The sequence below is a fragment of the Haloarcula rubra genome (genome assembly GCF_019599465.1).
In the GTDB taxonomy this organism is placed as follows: Archaea; Halobacteriota; Halobacteria; order Halobacteriales; family Haloarculaceae; genus Haloarcula; species Haloarcula rubra.
In genome coordinates, this window is the sequence record NZ_RKLR01000007.1 from 1 (window position 1) to 17583 (window position 17583).

A 17583-nucleotide genomic window follows, 5' to 3' on the forward strand; every position below is an offset into this window, starting at 1 on the left:
GTTGTGTCGGCTTGTTTCCGTCCACGTTGTCGAGAGCGTCTTGAAGTTCCTTGACGGATATCTCGTCAAGATGATCCATTATACTACTCAACGTACTACGGGCGGAAAGTTCTAACGATTGCTATAGTCACTGCTGCGACGGTCGGTGACGGCGGTTGGTGCAGGGCCGCCGCCGAGAGGCGATACCCGAGGACGAGTGACAAAGCGGCGTCGTCGCTGGAACGGCGTTCCGACTAGGGGCGCGGTGCGGCCTTCTGGAGTGCGCTCTCGGCGATGTTGCCGCCGTAGTCGGCCGTCCGGGAGAGCGAGTCGACGACGCGGCCGAGAATCTGCGCACTCTGCGGGTCGAGTTCGCGGACGTCGCTATCGACTTCGCGTGCCGTCTCGTCGACGCCGGGAATCTGGCTCCGGGCCTCGTTCGCCAGTTCGACGGCGTCGTCGGAGTCCTCCGCGAGGAGAGCGTCCATCGCCGTCTCCGAGACGGCCGTGGCCTCCTCCTCCAGTTGCCGGAGCAAGTCGGCGGTTTCGCCGGTTATCTCGCCTATCTCCTGTGACAGCCCGGCGATCTTCGTCGCGTGGTCGGCGATGCGCTCCAGTTGACGGGCGCTGGACTGGTAGTCGAACACCGTCTCGCGGGGGAACCCGATTTCGTTGGCCGCCGTCGGGTTCCGGAGGACCGTCCGGAACACCCGTGAGACCATGTACCAGAGGCGGTCGACGTCGTCGTCGCGTTGCATCACGTCCTGAGCGAGGTCGTCGTCGTCCTCTATGAGCGCCTCGACGGCGTCCGAGAGCATCGTCAGCGAGACGAGTCGCATGCGCGTGATGGCGTTGTGGACGGACAGTTCCGAGGAGTCGAGCAGGTCCTGCAACACGACGCGGTCCGATGTCTCCTCGATGACCTCTAACCCCACCAGCCCCTGTGTGGCGTCGCGGATGATGCGGCGTTGCTCGGCGGTGATGCGAGGTGCTTCGAGACGGATGACGTCGAACCCGCTGACGTACATCGTCATCACCGCGCGCGTGAGTTCGTGCTTGTTGTCCAACCCACCCACGTCGAGGGTCCCCTCGACTCTGTCGTCGTCGCGCTTCGGTGCGAGCAACAACAGGTCCTCCTCGGCGTGGAACTCGACGACGCTGCCGGCGCTCACGTCGTTCTCCGTGGCCCAGTCTTTCGGAAGCGAGACGGTGTACGTCGAACCACCGGTCACCTGCACCTTACGGGTCTCCATGTACGTCCGTATCAGTCCCCCCGTGACATAAATCCCGCCCTATCTATATATTCGATGATTTATCTGTCTTTGCAGTGCCGAAACACCTCCAAATAGGCTGACAGCCCAGCTGAGTACGTCGTCGGTCACCGTGGCGCGGGGGTCCGTCGGGTTTTCGAGAAACCCTCCTCTGTCGCCGTTTCGGCCGATGAGGGGCTAATATCCGTATCATATCGGTTCCCCTGACACACGTTCTCAACTTTTTGCTATATAGACAACGTAGCCAACTATACACGTCATAGTAGAGTACTTATTTATCACTGGTCTCCGTCCCGATGATGACAGACTCACCGAACCGCGGCGTCTCGCGTCGTAGTTTTCTGGCAAGTACCGGTGCCGTCGGAGCACTCGCCCTCGCAGGGTGTACCGAAGGCCCGTCTAGTGGGGGCTCCGGCGACGGCGGCGGTTCCAGCGGTGATAGCGGTTCGAGCGGACTCTCCGGGGAGATAAACATCACCGGGAGCAGTACGGTCTACCCCGTCGCGACGGCCGTCGCGAACCGGTTCCAGCAGGAACACTCCGGCATCGACATCAGCGTGAGTTCGACCGGGTCCGGCGGTGGGTTCAGCAACCACTTCTGTGTCGGCAACTCGGACTTCAACAACGCGTCTCGTCCCATCACCGAAGAGGAGAAACAGCTCTGTAGCGACAACGACATCGAGTACCACGAAGTCAACGTCGCCACGGACGCGCTGACGGTCATCGTCAACGACGAGAACGACTGGGTCGACTGCATGACCCCCGAACAACTCCGACAGATCTGGCGCGCCGACGGCGCCTCGAACTGGTCCGACGTCAAGAGCGAGTGGCCCGACGAGCCCATCAGCCGCTTCGGCGCCGCCGACACCTCCGGGACGTTCGACTACTTCAAGGAGGCCATCCTCGGCGAGGAGGCCAACCACACGAGCAACTACGAGGCGACCGAGCAGGACAACCTCATCCTTCAGGGTGTCCAGAGCGACCAGTACGGCATCGGCTACTTCGGCTTCGCGTACTATCAGGGCAACAAGAGCGCGGTGAAGGCGCTGGGCATCGACAACGGCAGCGGCTGTGTCAAACCGTCGCTCGAAACCGCCAAAGCTGGCGAGTACAAGCCGCTCTCCCGCCCGCTGTTCACCTACCCCCGGAAGAGCGCCCTCGCCGAGGAACACATCGCAGAGTTCGCCCGCTACTACGTCGAGCAGAGCGCCAACTCCTCGCTCATCGCCGACGAAATCGGCTACGTTCCGAAGACGGAGGAGGCCATGCAGGAGGAACTCGACGCGCTGAACGAGGTCATCGACGAGGCCCAGTAACGACTACGTATCCCGATATTGAGACACGATAGCCCTATAGATACAATCCGGGTACTTTTTCCCGAGATACGGTATATGACTCAACGACCACGATGAGCAACGAGGGACAGACTCCGGACCTCACAGGGGACCGGGGGTTCAGGACGGTCCGGGAGTCGACGTACAGATACGCCCTTGCCGGGTGTGCCGTGTTGTCCGTCCTGACGACCGTCAGCATCATCGCGGTGCTGGTTCTCGACGCGGCCGACTTCTTCTCGGTCGTTCCCATCGCGGAGTTCCTCGGCGGGACGCGGTTCAGTCCGAACCTCCAGCCCCGGAGTTTCGGCGTCCTCCCGCTCATCCTCGGGACGCTCCTCATCACTATCGGGGCGGCCGTCATCGCGCTCCCCGTCGGCCTACTGACGGCCATCTACCTCAGCGAGTACGCGACCCAGCGGACCCGCTCGATTCTCAAGCCGATGCTGGAAGTGCTCGCCGGCGTCCCGACCGTCGTCTACGGCTACTTCGCTATCGTCTACATCACGCCCGCGCTCAACGTCGCCCTCGACTGGCTGAACTCGACGCTGGGGCTCGGACTGCCCAATCTCGGTCTGTTCAACGGGCTCTCTGCCTCCATCGTCGTCGGTATCATGATCATCCCGATGGTCTCCTCTATCAGCGAGGACGCGATGAGCTCCGTGCCGGACTCGCTGCGACAGGCCGGCTACGGCCTCGGGGCGACGAAGTTCAACGTCTCGCTCCGCATCGTCGTCCCGGCCGCCGTCTCGGGCATCGCGTCGTCGTTCATCCTCGCCATCTCTCGGGCCATCGGCGAGACGATGGCCGTGGTGCTGGCCGCTGGCTCACAGCCACCGGACATCCCTACGGTCCAGTCGGCCTTCGGCATCCCGTACGTCGCGCCGGGTGACCTCCTCGGACTGTACACCGAGAGTTCGGCGACGATGACCGTCGCGATGATCGACATCGCGAGCGGGGACATCTCGGGGGGGTCGACCGCCTACAAGTCGCTGTTCGCCATCGGCCTCACGCTGTTCGTCATCACGCTGGCGATGAACGTCGTGAGCGACGTCGTGGCGAGCCGATACCGGGAGGAGTACGAGTAAATGGCGACACAGACACCGACACAGGAGACGACAGAGTTCGGCGAAGTCAGCCGACTCAAGGGCATCGCGTTCAAGTACACCTCGTTCGCCGCGTCTATCGTCGGTATCCTCGCGCTGGGGGTCCTGCTCGCGTACGTGTTCTGGGACGCCTTCGGGCTGGAGTCGGCGGGGACGACGTGGTACCTCTCCTACACCGTGACGCTACTGGTGCCGCTCCTCGCGTTCTTCGCGTACGCACGGACGAGACCCGACGTCGTCGCCGGCGCGTTCGAACTGTTCAGCCTCACGTTGGGCGGCGTGATGCTCACCGTCGCGACGGTCATCGTCCTCTCCGTCATCGCCAGCCCACCGGTCTGGTTCGCCTACTTCCTGACCGTCGTCGGTCCGGCCATCGGCATGTACGTCTACGGTCAGTACAACCGCGAGGCGACGTGGGTCGGACTGGGTATCCTCGCCGCCGTCGTCGTCGGCCCCGTCGTCGGCACGCTGGGTCTCGGCACGTTCAGTTCGCTCGGTGCGATGCTCGGCGCACCGGGCATCTACTTCCTGTCGCTGGTCCTGCCGGGCGCGGGGATGGCCGCCTTCCTCGCGCACGACCGACTGGAACTCTCGAAGCGACAGAGCATCGGCATCGGCGTCGGCCTCCCGGTGCTGGCTATCGTCGGCGTGCCGGTCGTCGACATGGTCCCACAGATAGCCCGGTCGGTGTGGCTCATCGGTCTCGTGATGTTCGGGTTGCCAGTCGGCTTCACCGTCGTCAACACCGCGCAGCGACGCGAGCGGTGGGCCGCCTTCGCGTTCCCGGCTATCGCTATCCTCGGCTTCCTGCTGGGCGAGTTCGTCGTCGGCGTCGTCGGCGCGACGGAGCCCTCTCCGTGGCTCGACTGGCAGTACGTCACGAGCGGGCCGTCGATATCCAACGCCGCCGAAGCGGGACTGTACCCGGCCATCATCGGGTCGGTGTTCCTCATCGTCCTCGTCAGCGTGTTCACGTTCGTCTTCGGCGTCGGCACCGCTATCTACCTCGAAGAGTACGCACCGGCCACCGGGCCGCTCGGGACGATTACACGACTCGTCAACGTCAACATCTCCAACCTCGCCGGCGTCCCGTCCGTCGTGTACGGACTGCTCGGACTGGGTATCTTCGTCAACATCAACGCCCAACTCGGACCGATTACCTACGCCGGGTTCGGCGTCGGGACGGTGTTCACCGCGTCGCTGACGCTCTCCCTGCTCATCCTCCCTATCGTCGTCATCTCTGCACAGGAAGCCATCCGGTCCGTGCCCGACTCGCTCCGGCAGGCGTCCTACGGCATGGGTGCGACCCGGTGGCAGACGATTCGGAACGTCGTCCTGCCCCGGTCCCTACCGGGCATCCTGACGGGGACGATTCTGGCGCTGGGCCGGGCTATCGGCGAGACGGCACCGCTCATCATGATCGGTGCGGCGACGACGAAGTTCTCGCCGCCGTCCGGACTGTTCAGCAAACTCACCGCGATGCCGATGCAGATATACGCGTGGGCGTTCCAGCCCTCGCCCGACTTCCGCTACGGCGTCGTCGCGGCCGGGGTCGTCACACTGCTCATCGTCCTGCTGACGATGAACAGCGTGGCGATTCTCGTGCGGAACAAATACCAACAGGAGGCACACTAATGACGACAGAGGACATGGCGACAGAGACCGAGGCACAGGACGAGGCAGACGAGGACTCGCTCATCAGCACCGACCCCGGCAAGGGCGGATTGGACGAGAACGCCGACCGCGGCGGCGTCACGTCGGGGAAGACCATCATCCACTCGCGTGACCTGGACGTGTTCTACGGCGAGACGCAGGCGCTCCAGCACATCGACCTCGAGATTCCAGAGAACCAGGTGACCGCGATGATAGGTCCGTCCGGGTGCGGGAAGTCGACGTTCCTGCGGTGTATCAACCGCATGAACGACCTCATCGACATCGCCCGGGTCGAGGGCGAACTCTCCTTCAAGGGCAAGAACGTCTACGACGACGACGTCGACCCGGTGGCGCTCCGCCGCCGCATCGGGATGGTGTTCCAGCACCCCAACCCCTTCCCGAAGAGCATCTACGACAACGTCGCCTACGGCCTGCGCACGCAGGACAAGACCGACGACATGGACGCGGTCATCGAGGAGTCCCTGAAGAAGGCCGCACTCTGGGACGAGGTCAAGGACCGCCTCGACGAGTCGGCGCTGGACCTCTCCGGTGGCCAGCAACAGCGACTCTGTATCGCCCGGGCCATCGCCGTCGACCCCGAAGTCGTCCTGATGGACGAACCGGCGTCGGCGCTGGACCCCATCGCCACCTCCCAAATCGAGGACCTCATCGAGGAACTCTCCGAGGAGTACACCGTCGTCATCGTCACCCACAACATGCAACAGGCGGCCCGAATCTCCGACAAGACGGCCGTCTTCCTCACCGGCGGGGAACTCGTCGAGTTCGACGACACGGACAAGATATTCGAGAACCCCGACAGCCAGCGCGTCGAGGACTACATCACCGGCAAGTTCGGGTAACGTCGCCGCAGTCGCACTCCTTCGCTCGTCGTCACTCTGCCAGCGTCGCCTCGGTGTCGATACCGTACACCGCACGCGGCGTCTCGACGTGTGCGGTCCGCACCGCGTCCTCGTGGCCCTCTTCTAACAGCCAGCGGACGCGCCGTGGGACCGTCTTCGGCCCGAGTACCGCGCCGGGTCGGTCCGGGTCGTCGATGTAGTCCGTCTCCATGAGGAACGGGTCGTCTTCTTCGATGGCTATCTCCAGTTCGTCCTTGTCCGCGAGGACGGACTTCGTCGGGCCCTGCAGTCGGCCGCCGGAGTAGTGCTTGACGACCTGCCGGCGGTCGAGGCCGCGCTCCTCGGCCCACTCGGCCACCTGCTCGAAGTCTTCGCCGCCCTCCGTGTGCAACTGCACCGCGAAGTCCCCGTCGGCGGCCAGTTCGAAGGCGTGACACATCACGGCGTTCGAAGCGTCCCAGACGTCGTCGTCGACGTCGTAGTGGGGTCGCCCCGACTTGATGGCCAGCGCCGGGCCGTCCCTGACGTACTCCGCGGCCACGTCGAGCCCGGCCTGCATGATGTCGCGGGCTTCCTCTGGTGTGTAGCCGTCGTCGACCAACTTCGAGACGAGCGCCGGGTGGACGCCCAGCACCGGCCACGCTCGGCCGGGCAGTACCTCGGTCGCCGACTCGACGGCGCCGACGGTCAGGTCGAACGCCTCGCGGAAGGTGTCCTCGCCGGTGGCCGCCTCGACGAGGTGCCACGACGGCTTGTTGAGGACGAGCAGGTGGGTGCCGCCCTGTTCGGCGAACTCCTCGACGGCCTTGACGTTCCGGCCCTGCACCGGGTCCAGATGCATGTGGTTGTCGAGCACCGGCGTTGCCTCGATATCCATGTCTCGGGGTCCGGTCCCCGCGCAAAAAGGGGTTGGCTATTCGACGTCGGCTTCCAGCGACAGCGAGTCCTGTGCCGCGTTCTGCAGGGCGTCCGACTTCCCGTGTTCGCCGGGCGCCAGCGCGACGGTTCGGACGTCGTTCCGGGCGGCCACCTCGAGTGCCGGCTTGAAGTCCGTGTCACGCGAGGCGACCACCAGTACGTCGATGCGGTCGGCCGCGACGGCCTCCGTCGCGTCGACGGCCAGTCGCACGTCGACGTCGCCGCTGGTCGTGACCACCTCGAAACCGCGGGCCTCGCCGGCCTGAATCAGTCCCGGCGAGGCGTTCTCGTCGAGGTAGAGTCTGGTCGTGGTGAGTGGCCCGTACGATTCCGCGATGGTCCTGACCTCGTCCAGGTCGACGTCGAACTCCGAGCGCAACACGTTCGGGCCGTCGACGTACAACCCGACGCGTGTCCGGTCGTCGGCATCCTCGCCGACGAGGCGACGGAACAGGTTCATGGCGCTTCTCGCCCGCCACTGGGCTTATGTGTGGCGTTTCGGTCGTCCGGCCCCGAACGAGCGTAAACAGCATATCGCTATACCGAATCCGTCCCGGGCCGCGATAGCTATGGGTTCGACCGGGTCCGAACGCTCTCGGAGACCGATACGGTGGCACGCTCACGGGTGACCTCGGTGGCGGAGGTGCCGGTCCGCGCTTGGCACACTCGCCCAGTAGGTCCTGCCCGAAACACCGAGTTGTCTTCGCCGGCGTCGAGGGAATCGAACGGCGGCGCGAGGGGGCCCGGACAGGTGACGAACAGCGTGGCCCCGGGACGCAGGTCGTCGACGCCTCGGCCGGGTGCCCCGAGTAGGCGGTCGCCGCCGAACGATTCGACCGTCACGCGCGCGCGGGACTTCCCGAACCAGTACGACTGCTCGACGGTCCCCTCTCGACGCCGGCCGCGCTGGTCACGACGGCCGACTACAGGTCGCCGGCGAGTGCGGCGAACTGGTTCGGGCCGGCCTCGAAGACAACAGCGGTCCGCGCCCCTCCGACGGCGGCCGCGTAGAACGCGCCGAGACAGTCGACGGCGTCGGCCACCATTCGCGTTCGGTCACGTCGGTGAGGCGCCGGCGACGACGTGCTCCCGTGGCGTCGCCGCGACGAACTCGTCGACGGCACCTCCCCCCTCGACGAGGCCGTCCCCCCGACCTGTCTATCGCGCGGTCGAAGAGAACGAACGAGACACACGAACCTATCGGCAGACCGTTCGACGGTCGGCCGGAGCGTGGTTCCGGTTCGTGGCCGGGCTGCGGCCGCGTCTCCGCCACGGGGACGAGCAAGTCGCTGTCGGCGGTCCAGACGGAGCCGTGGTTTTCGGATAGCGCGGGTATTTGATATCGCACTATGCGATTTATACGTCGGGTCGAGAGCGTGATTCGACGGCGTCGGAGGCGAAGTAGTAAGGTGGCTGGGGGCGATTTCCCGGCTATGACACTCCGCTCACCCCCGCTCGCTGGAGTCCACGAGGCGGCGGGCGCCAAGATGACCGACTTCGGCGGGTGGGAGATGCCGGTCGAGTTCGCGTCGATTCGGGAGGAACACGCCGCCGTCCGGTCGTCGGTCGGGAAGTTCGACGTCTCGCACATGGGCGAGATAACCGTGGACGGCCCCGACGCCGAACGCCTCACCCAGCGGTTGACGACCAACGACGTGGCGGCGCTGGACCCGGGCGAGGCACAGTACGCCGCAATCACGAACGACGACGGCGTCATGCTCGACGACACCGTCGTCTACCGCCTCCCCGAGGGCGAGGCCGACGAGTTCCTGTTCGTCCCCAACGCGGGCCACGACGAGGAGATGGCCGAGCGGTGGGCGTCTCACCGCGAGGCGTGGGACCTCGACGCGACGGTGACGAACTGCACGACGGAATACGCGATGGTCGCGCTTCAGGGCCCGGACGCACCGGGCCTGCTGGCCGAGGTGACGGACCTCTCGCTGACCCGGATGGACCGGTTCGACGTCGAACGCGGGGCCGTCGCCGGCGTCGACTCGCTGGTCGCGCGCACGGGCTACACGGGCGAGCGCGGGTTCGAGATTCTCTGTCCGTGGGACGAGGCCGAGGCGGTGTGGTCGGCGTTAGAGTGCCAGCCCTGTGGTCTCGGCGCGCGCGACACCCTCCGTCTGGAGATGGGATTCCTCCTCTCCGGGCAGGACTTCGACCCCGAGGACGAACCGCGGACCCCGTACGAGGCCGGCATCGGATGGACGGTCGACCTCGGCACCGAGTTCGTCGGCCGTGACGCGCTCGAACAGCAGGACGCCGAGGGCGTCGCGGAGAAACTGGTCGGCGTCGAACTCGTCGACCGCGGGGTTCCGCGCCACGGCTACGAGGTCACGTCGCCCGACGGCGAGTCCCTCGGCCACGTGACCAGTGGGACGATGAGTCCGACGCTCGGCGACGCCATCGCGCTGGCGTACCTCCCGACCGAGTACCGCGACCCCGGCACGTCGGTGCGGGTCATCGTCCGCGGCGAACCGAAGAAGGCACGTACCCGGGCCACCCCATTCATCGACTGATGAGCTTCGACGTTCCCGAGGACCTGCGATATCTGGAGTCCCACGAGTGGGTGCGCGTAGACGACGGCACCGCGCGTGTCGGTATCACCGACTTCGCGCAGGACGAACTGGGCGACGTAGTCTTCGTCGAACTGCCCGACGAAGGCGAGGAACTGACCGCCGGCGACGAGTTCGGCGTCGTCGAGTCGATAAAGGCCGTCTCGGACGTGTACGCCCCGGTTTCGGGGACCGTGACCGGCGTCAACGAGGCGCTGTTCGACGACCCGGAACTGGTCAACGAGGACCCCTTCGGCGAGGGGTGGATGGTCGAACTCGAACTGGCCGACGAGGACGAACTCGACGCCCTCCTCTCGCCCGACGCGTACCGCGACCAGATAGCGTAGCTCCGCGTTCGCCCGCGTGCGAGTCTCTCGCGCGGACCGAAGGAAGGAGTAGGCTAATGTACAGCCAGTTGTTAGCATCACTCATCATGTCCACCCGTGCGGATGGGCGTTCTGACCTATGAGCGAGAGAGACGTATCCCCCACTGGCAGTCCGTACGCACCGCACACGCCGGCCGAGACGGCGGCGATGCTCGACGCCATCGGCGTCGACGACGTCGAAGCGCTGTTCGACGTGCCCGACGCGGTCGCCTTCGACGGCGACTTCGGCATCGACGCCCACGGCGAGCGTGAGACACGCCGGGAGGCGGTCCGCCTCCTCCGGCGCAACGACGACCTGACCGAGTTTCTCGGGCGGGGCCACTACGACCACTACGTGCCGAGCGTCGTCGACGACCTGTCGAAGCGGTCGGAGTTCCTGACCTCCTACACGCAGTACCAGCCAGAAGTCGCACAGGGGTTCCTGCAGGCCCTCTTCGAGTACCAGTCGATGCTGGTCGAACTGACGGGACTGGGCGTCGCCAACTGCTCGATGTACGACGCCGCGACAGCTCTGGGCGAAGCGGCGACGCTCTCCCAGCGAGTCCGTTCGGTGTCGGGCGACCGGATTCTGGTCCCCGAGCACCTGCGGGACGGGAAACGCGCCGTCCTGGAGAACTACGCCGACGGCCCGGACCTCTCCGTCGAGTCGTACCCGATGGCCGACGGACAGGCCGACGTCGACGCACTCGCGGAGACGGCCGACGAGGACGTGGCGATGGTGTACGCCGAGACGCCCAGCGTTCGGGGCGTCGTCGCGGAGCGTCTCGCCGACGTGGGCGACGTGACCGACGACCACGACGCCCTGTTCTGTCTCGGGTCGGACCCGGTCGCACTGTCTCTCCTAGAGCGCCCGGCCGACGTGGGCGCCGACGTGGTGGTCGGCGACGCCGCCTCACTGGGTATCGGTACCGCCTACGGGTTCGGCCTCGGGATGTTCGTCACTCGCGAGGAGTACCTGCGACAGGTCCCGGGGCGTCTGGTCGGTGCCAGCGACGACGCCGACGGCCGGCGCGCCTACACCCTCACGCTCCAGACCCGCGAACAGCACATCCGCAAGGAGCGGGCCACCTCGAACATCTGTACGAATCAGGCGTGGGTCGCGCTCCGCACCGCGATGCACGCGGCGTGGCTGGGCCCGCAGGGACTGGTGGACCTCGCCGAGGAGTGCGTGACGCGCGCCCGTGACCTCGCGGCAGAACTCGACGACGTCGTCGGCTTGCAGGCCCCGGTCCACGACGGCCACCACTTCCGGGAGTTCGTCGCCCACACCGACCAGCCAGCGCGGGCGGTCGTCGAGGACCTCGCGGCGCGCGGCTACGCCGTCCACGCCGTCGACGAACACCTGATTCAGGTGTGCACGACGGAGGTGACCGCCGCCGAGGAAGAGGCGTTCGTCGAGGCGGTCGCGGAGGTGGCGGCGTGAAGTACGACCAGGCCCGCTGGACCGACGACGGAGACGAGCGCTACGAACCGCTGCTCTCCGAGAAGGCCAACCGCGAGGTAGAGGTCGAGGACTCGCCGCTCCCCGACGACCTGACGCGGGACTCGCTGGAACTGCCCGACCCCGCCGAACCGGAACTGGCACGGCACTACACGCGCCTCTCGCAGATGAACTACGGCGTCGAGAACGGGCCGTTCCCGCTCGGTTCGTGTACGATGAAGTACAACCCGTCGTTCACCGAGGACGTCTCGCGGCGGGCCGAGGCCGCGGTCCATCCCGACCGTCCCGACAGCACCGTGCAGGGGACGCTCGCGCTCTGTCACCGCCTGCAGGACTATCTGGGCCGTATCGGCGGGATGGACGCGGTGACGCTCCAGCCACCCGCCGGCGCGGCCGGCGAGTTCACGGGCATCCAGATTGCGAAGGCCTACCACCAGCACAACGACGACGAGCGCTCGGAGGTGGTCATCCCCGACTCCGCCCACGGCACGAACTTCGCCACGGCGGCGATGGCCGGGTACGACGTGGTCGAACTCCCCAGCGGCGACGACGGCCGGGTCGACCCCGAGGCACTGGAGGCGGCCGTCGGCGAGGAGACGGCGGCGCTGATGCTCACCAACCCCAACACGCTGGGTCTGTTCGAGCGAGACATCGAACGGATTGCCGACGTCGTCCACGACGCCGGCGGGTTGCTGTACTACGACGGCGCGAACCTCAACGCCCTCCTCGGCCGCGCGCGACCGGGCGACATGGGGTTCGACGTGATGCACTACAACGTCCACAAGACGTTCGCGACGCCCCACGGCGGCGGCGGGCCGGGTGCCGGCCCGGTCGGCGTCACCGACGAGCTAGCGCAGTTCCTGCCGGACCCACACGTGCAGTCCAGCAAGGGCGGTTACGAGTACTACACGCCCGACCACTCCATCGGCAAGGTCCACGGCTTCTACGGCAACTGGCCGGTGTTGCTGAAGACGTTCGCCTACGTCACCCGACTCGGCGACGCGGGACTGGCCGACGCCAGCGCGAAGGCGGTGTTGAACGCAAACTACCTCGCCGAGCAGATTCCCTACGAGGTACCGTTCGGCCCGTTCCACCACGAGTTCGTCGCGAGCGCCAGTCCGCAGGACGCCGCCGACGCCGCCAAGCGGATGCTCGACCACGGCGTCCACCCGCCGACGACGAAGTGGCCGGAGATCGTCGACGAGGCGCTGATGACCGAACCGACGGAGGCCGAGAGCAAGCGCTCGCTGGACCAACTGGCGGCGGCGTTCTCGGCGGTCCACGACGAGGACGACGAGACGCTGGCGTCGGCGCCCGAGCGGACGGCCGCCGGACGCATCGACCAGGTCGAGGCGGCGCGGAACCCGCGACTCTCGTGGCAGGCGCTCGATTCTGAAACCTGATAATCTGGGCCGAGTTTATTAGTGCAGGGCCCTCGCTTACGATGTAACCACCAGCATGTCCGAGCAGTTCGTCGTCTTGCACGTCCGTCCCGCCACTGTGGCCGACGGTGTCACCTCGCTCTCGCTCTCGGCGGGCCCCGCCGCCGAGGTGACGTCGGTCACGTCTCGCGATGCAGCCCTCGACACCGCGGCCGCCGTCGACCCCGACGTCGTCGTCTGCGAACACGTCCCCGGCGCTGGCCTCGACGGCCTCGCCGTTCTCGACGCACTCACCGACCGGCATCCCGACGTTCCGGTGTTGCTGTGTACGCCCGACCCAGACGGCAGCGTGGCCGCCGAGGCGACGCGCCGCGGCGCCACCGAGTACGTCCCCCGGAGCGAGACGGACCCGGTCGAGCGGATTCGGGCGGTACGGACCGGACGGGACGGCCCCGAGAGAGAGACGGACGACACCGACGCCGCCGCCCCGTCGTTGCCGAACGACCTCTCGGCGTCGTTCGACGCCATCGCCGGGAGCGTCTCGGACGCCATCGTCACCATCGACGCCGACAGCACCGTCGTCTACGCCAACGAGTACCTCTCGGACCTGACCGGCTACGACCGCTCGGAGCTGGTCGGCGAACCGTTCGTGAAGCTCATCCCCGAACACCTCCGCTCGGCCCACGAGGCGGGGGTCGCCCGGTATCTGGACACCGGCGAGAAGTCGCTGGACTGGGACTACCTCGAACTCCCACTCGTCGACGCCGACGGGACGGAACTGACGGTGTCGGTCTCCTTCGGCGACTTCGAACGCGGCGGCGAGTGGTACTGTACGGGCGTCATCCGGAACATCTCCGAGCGCAAGGCGCGCGAACAGCGACTGGCGGAGACCAACCAACGACTCGACCTCGCACTGGACGGCACGGACACGGGCGTCTACGAGTGGGACCTCGGGACTGGCGACATCGTCTGGGACGAGGCGACCGCGGCCCTGTTCGACACGACGCCGGAGGCGTTCGGCGGGACCGTCGAGGACTTCTACCGGTACGTCCACCCGGACGACCGCGAGGCCCTTGAAGACGCCTTCGAGGCCGCCCGAGAACGCGGCGAGCAGTACGAGGCGGAGTTCCGGACGCTCGTCGACGGCGAGACGCGCTGGATTCACACCGACGGCGTCGTCGAGGAACGCGACGCACAGGCCCCGCGACTGGTCGCCATCGCCACCGACATCTCCGAACAGAAGAAACGGGAGCGCGAACTCCAGACGAACAACGAGGCGTTGCGGGAACTGACGCGACTGGCGACGCGCGACGACCTCACCAACGCCGAGACAATCGACGCGGTGCTCGAACTCGGCGCCGAGCGACTGGACATGCCGGTGGGGTACATGAACCGCATCGACGACGAGGACTACGAAGTCGTCCAGGTCGTCGGCGACAGCGACGTGATAGAGGCCGGTCTGACGACGGAACTGGCGAACACGTACTGCAAGCGCATCGTCGAGACGGGCGAGACGCTCAGCATCCTCGACGCCCCAGCCGAGGGGTGGGCCGGCGAACCGGCCTACGAGATGAGCGGGTTCGCCTGTTACTTCGGCGGTGGGATTCACGTCGACGGCGAACTGTACGGCACGCTGTGTTTCGCCGACGAGGAGCCACGGTCTGAACCGTTCAGCGAGGGTCAGCGGACGTTCGTCGAACTCCTCGTCGAGTGGGTCAGTCGGGAACTCGAACGGCGTCTGCGGGAGGACGAACTCGAACGCTACGAGGACATCATCGAGGCCGTGGACGACGGCGTCTACGCGCTCGACGACGAGGGCAACTTCGAGTTCGTCAACGGGGCGATGACCGACCTCACGGGCTACGACGAAGACGCGTTGTTGGGTACGTACACGGGAGCGGTCAAGAACGACGAGAGCGTCGAGCGCGCGGAGTCGGTCATCCGGGAGATGCTGTTCGGTGACCGCGACGACGAGGCCACCTTCGACCTCGACATCCAGCGGGCCGACGGGACCTCGTTCCCGGCCGAGGACCACATGACGCTCCTCTACGGCGAGGACGACGCGTTCGTGGGGAGCGCCGGCGTCATCCGGGACGTCACCGACCGCGTCGAACGCGAACGGGAACTCCGCGAGGCACGCCAGCGCATCCAGCAGATACTGGACCGCATCGGCGAGGCCTTCTTCGCCGTCGACGACACGTGGGAACTCACCTACTGGAACCACCGCGCCGAAGAGGTCCTCGGGCGAGACGCCGAGACGGTGATGGGCGAGAACCTCTGGGAGATGTTCCCCGAGACCGTCGGGTCCACGTTCTACGAGGCCTACCACGAGGCGATGGAGACGCAAGCGCCGGTCTCCTTCGAGGAGTACTACCCGCCCGTCGAGAGGTGGTTCCGGGTCAACGCCTACCCCTCGGAGAACGGGCTCTCGGTGTACTTCCACGACATCACCGACCAGAAGGAACGCGACGCGAAGCTCTCGGGCCTCCTCGAAACCACGCGGTCCCTGATGCAGGCTCACACCGCGGAGGCGGTGGCCGAGACGGTCGTCGAGGCCGCACGGGCACAACTCGGGTTCGACCTCAATCTCGTCAGACTCCACGACCCGGAGACGGACACCTTACAGCCAGTCGTGGGGTCCAGTTCACTGCCCGAGCGACCGGTGTACGACGCCGACGAGGCGTTCCCCGGCGAGGCGTTCCAGCGCGGCGAGACCGTCCGGGTCGACGATTTCGCCGAGGTCGGCGAGTACGACAACCGCCACGCCGAGGCGGCGATGTACGTCCCCATCGGCGACCACGGCGTGCTCAGCGTCGCCGCCGCGGAGACGAACAACTTCGACGACGCCGACGTCTCGGTCGCCGAAATCCTCGCGTCGAACGCCGCCGCCGCGCTGGACCGCGTCGAACGTGAGGAGGACCTCCTGCGCTACGAGACGGCCGTCGAGAACGTCCGTGACATGGTGTACGTCCTAGACGAGGAGGGGACCTTCCAACTCGTCACCGAACCGCTCGCCGACTGGTTAGGCTTCGACCGAGAGGAGATGTTCGGGCAGCATCCACGGTCCGTGCTGGACGACCACTCCGTGGCCGCCTTCGAACAGGGCATCCGTGACCTCCGACAGCAGACCGACGACGGGTCGATACAACTGGAGACGTCGCTGGTCACGGCCGACGGCGTCGAGCGCCCGGCCGAGATAGAGGTGTCGCTCATCGACGACGACGTGTTCCGGGGGACGGTCGGGGTGGTCCGGGACCTGACCGAACTCAAACAGGCCCGGGAAGAACTCCGCGACGAGCGTGACCGCTTCTCCTACCTGTTCAACAACCTCCCGGACGCCGTCGTCGAGACGGAGTTCACAGGGGACAGGCAGGCGGTGCGCTCGGTGAACCCCGCGTTCACCGAGGTGTTCGGGTTCGACCACGCGGCGGTCCTCGACCGGGAACTGACGGACCTCATCGTCCCGCCCGACGAGGCCGCCCGGCTGGAGGCCGACCGTCTCGCGGAGGCCAACGCGACCGGCGAGTCGGTGCAGGCCGAGATACGCCGCCGGACCGACCACGGGTTCCGTGACTTCCTCTACCGGGGGATCCCCTACCAGCGCGACGACGGCCGCATGTGGGGCTTCGGCATCTACACGGACATCACCGAACAGAAAGAGCGCGAGCGCAGACTCGAAGTGCTCAACCGCGTACTACGCCACAACCTCCGGAACGACCTCACCGTGGTGATGGGGCTGGCAGACGAGTTGGCCGAGCGACTCGACGACGAGACGCGACTCTCACTGGTCGAACGACTCCAGCGGAAGGCCGCCGACGTGGCCTCGGTCAGCGACCGGGCCCGCGACATCGAGCGTGCCGTCCGCCGGGACGACGCCGGGACGAAACCGGTGGATGTCCCCGACGCCGTGGCCTCGCTGGTCGACACCTACGAGGCGGAGTACGGGGGGCACATCGAGACGACCATCCCGTCGGTCGAGGCGTCGGCCGCAGACGGACGCTTTACGCGCGTCGTCGGCGAGTTACTGGAGAACAGTCTCGAGTACGCCGGGCCGGACCCGGCCATCACCGTCGCCGTCGACGTGACCGCCGACCGCGTCTCGGTGACGGTGGCCGACGACGGGCCGGGGATTCCCGAGCACGAACTGGACGTCGTGACTGGCGACGAACCGATCACGCAGTTGAGTCACGGCAGCGGCCTCGGCCTGTGGCTGGTCATCTGGGTGACGGAGTCCTACGGGGGAACGGTGACGTTCGGCGAGTCGGCGACGGGTGGCACGTCGGTCACGCTCGACCTCCCACGGACGGACGTCTAGACGGCGTCTCGGATGCGGTCGGCGAGGGCGCTGTACTGCTCGGTGCCGGTCCCTTTCTGGACGAACGCGGTCACCCCGGCCTGCGTGGCCGCTGGCTGTACGTCCCCCGGTTCCCGCGCGCTGAACAGGAAGAAGGGGAGCGACTCGTCCTGTTCGCGAATCGCCGCACACAGCTCCAACCCGTCGAGTCGCGGCATCTTGAGGTCGCTGACGACGGCGTCGTACTCGCCGGTCAGCGCCATCTCGAGAGCCGTCTCGGGGTCGGCCTCGCTCGTCACGGAGAGGTCGTCTTCCTGACCGAGGAACGTCTCCACGATCTCGAGTACGTCACGGTCTTCGTCGACCAGTAGGACCTCCAGACTCATCATACAGTAGTTCCGGCC

The 17583-nt window shown here is 66.6% G+C and carries 15 protein-coding genes; 9 read left to right on the forward strand and 6 right to left on the reverse strand.

Annotated elements, in window-relative coordinates; genetic code table 11:
- Positions 1-233: 233 nt before the first annotated feature.
- The gene (locus tag EGH21_RS15665) at positions 234-1232 is read right to left on the reverse strand and encodes a phosphate signaling complex PhoU family protein (protein WP_220619428.1); all 999 of its coding nucleotides are present in this window, start codon (positions 1230-1232) and stop codon (positions 234-236) included.
- Between the two features lie 317 nt (positions 1233-1549).
- Here EGH21_RS15665 and EGH21_RS15670 point away from each other — a divergent pair, with 317 nt between their 5' ends.
- The 4 genes from EGH21_RS15670 (at position 1550) to pstB (ending at position 6200) form a co-directional block, all read left to right on the forward strand.
- On the forward strand, positions 1550-2566 hold the full coding sequence (locus EGH21_RS15670) for a phosphate ABC transporter substrate-binding protein PstS family protein (protein ID WP_220619429.1): 1017 nt from the start codon (positions 1550-1552) through the stop codon (positions 2564-2566).
- Positions 2567-2658: 92 nt separating this feature from the next.
- On the forward strand, positions 2659-3669 hold the full coding sequence (pstC, locus tag EGH21_RS15675; RefSeq protein ID WP_220619430.1) for a phosphate ABC transporter permease subunit PstC: 1011 nt from the start codon (positions 2659-2661) through the stop codon (positions 3667-3669).
- Positions 3670-5322: a phosphate ABC transporter permease PstA gene (pstA, locus tag EGH21_RS24105; RefSeq protein WP_236035599.1), complete on the forward strand. Its 1653-nt coding sequence runs from the start codon at positions 3670-3672 to the stop codon at positions 5320-5322.
- Complete coding sequence (gene pstB, locus EGH21_RS15685) at positions 5322-6200, forward strand: phosphate ABC transporter ATP-binding protein PstB (RefSeq protein WP_425433309.1); 879 nt, start codon at positions 5322-5324, stop codon at positions 6198-6200. Before pstA ends, pstB begins: the two co-directional genes overlap by 1 nt.
- A 31-nt stretch (positions 6201-6231) precedes the next feature.
- Here the strand turns inward: pstB and EGH21_RS15690 are convergent, their stop codons facing one another.
- From EGH21_RS15690 to EGH21_RS24440, 4 genes are all read right to left on the reverse strand, one after another.
- On the reverse strand, positions 6232-7077 hold the full coding sequence (locus EGH21_RS15690; protein WP_220619431.1) for a TatD family hydrolase: 846 nt from the start codon (positions 7075-7077) through the stop codon (positions 6232-6234).
- A gap of 36 nt (positions 7078-7113) precedes the next feature.
- Positions 7114-7578 (reverse strand): NYN domain-containing protein, encoded by a 465-nt coding sequence (locus EGH21_RS15695; RefSeq protein ID WP_220619432.1) that lies wholly within the window; start codon positions 7576-7578, stop codon positions 7114-7116.
- A gap of 107 nt (positions 7579-7685) precedes the next feature.
- Positions 7686-7961: a hypothetical protein gene (locus tag EGH21_RS15700; protein WP_220619433.1), complete on the reverse strand. Its 276-nt coding sequence runs from the start codon at positions 7959-7961 to the stop codon at positions 7686-7688.
- A gap of 80 nt (positions 7962-8041) precedes the next feature.
- The gene (locus EGH21_RS24440) at positions 8042-8164 is read right to left on the reverse strand and encodes a hypothetical protein (protein WP_268899072.1); all 123 of its coding nucleotides are present in this window, start codon (positions 8162-8164) and stop codon (positions 8042-8044) included.
- Between the two features lie 387 nt (positions 8165-8551).
- Here EGH21_RS24440 and gcvT point away from each other — a divergent pair, with 387 nt between their 5' ends.
- The 5 genes from gcvT to EGH21_RS15725 all read left to right on the forward strand — a co-directional run bounded on the left by gcvT (position 8552) and on the right by EGH21_RS15725 (position 17200).
- The gene (gene gcvT, locus EGH21_RS15705) at positions 8552-9640 is read left to right on the forward strand and encodes a glycine cleavage system aminomethyltransferase GcvT (protein ID WP_220619434.1); all 1089 of its coding nucleotides are present in this window, start codon (positions 8552-8554) and stop codon (positions 9638-9640) included.
- Positions 9640-10023: a glycine cleavage system protein GcvH gene (gcvH, locus tag EGH21_RS15710; protein ID WP_220619435.1), complete on the forward strand. Its 384-nt coding sequence runs from the start codon at positions 9640-9642 to the stop codon at positions 10021-10023. Before gcvT ends, gcvH begins: the two co-directional genes overlap by 1 nt.
- 118 nt (positions 10024-10141) lie before the next feature.
- A complete protein-coding gene (gene gcvPA, locus EGH21_RS15715; protein ID WP_220619436.1) occupies positions 10142-11485 on the forward strand; it encodes an aminomethyl-transferring glycine dehydrogenase subunit GcvPA in 1344 nt (447 codons plus the stop codon).
- A complete protein-coding gene (gcvPB, locus tag EGH21_RS15720; RefSeq protein ID WP_220619437.1) occupies positions 11482-12906 on the forward strand; it encodes an aminomethyl-transferring glycine dehydrogenase subunit GcvPB in 1425 nt (474 codons plus the stop codon). Before gcvPA ends, gcvPB begins: the two co-directional genes overlap by 4 nt.
- Before the next feature lie 55 nt (positions 12907-12961).
- On the forward strand, positions 12962-17200 hold the full coding sequence (locus EGH21_RS15725) for a PAS domain S-box protein (protein WP_220619438.1): 4239 nt from the start codon (positions 12962-12964) through the stop codon (positions 17198-17200).
- Here the strand turns inward: EGH21_RS15725 and EGH21_RS15730 are convergent.
- Positions 17197-17565, reverse strand: a complete 369-nt coding sequence (locus EGH21_RS15730; RefSeq protein ID WP_220619439.1) for a response regulator — start codon at positions 17563-17565, stop codon at positions 17197-17199. The genes EGH21_RS15725 and EGH21_RS15730 overlap by 4 nt on opposite strands.
- Positions 17566-17583 lie beyond the last annotated feature (18 nt).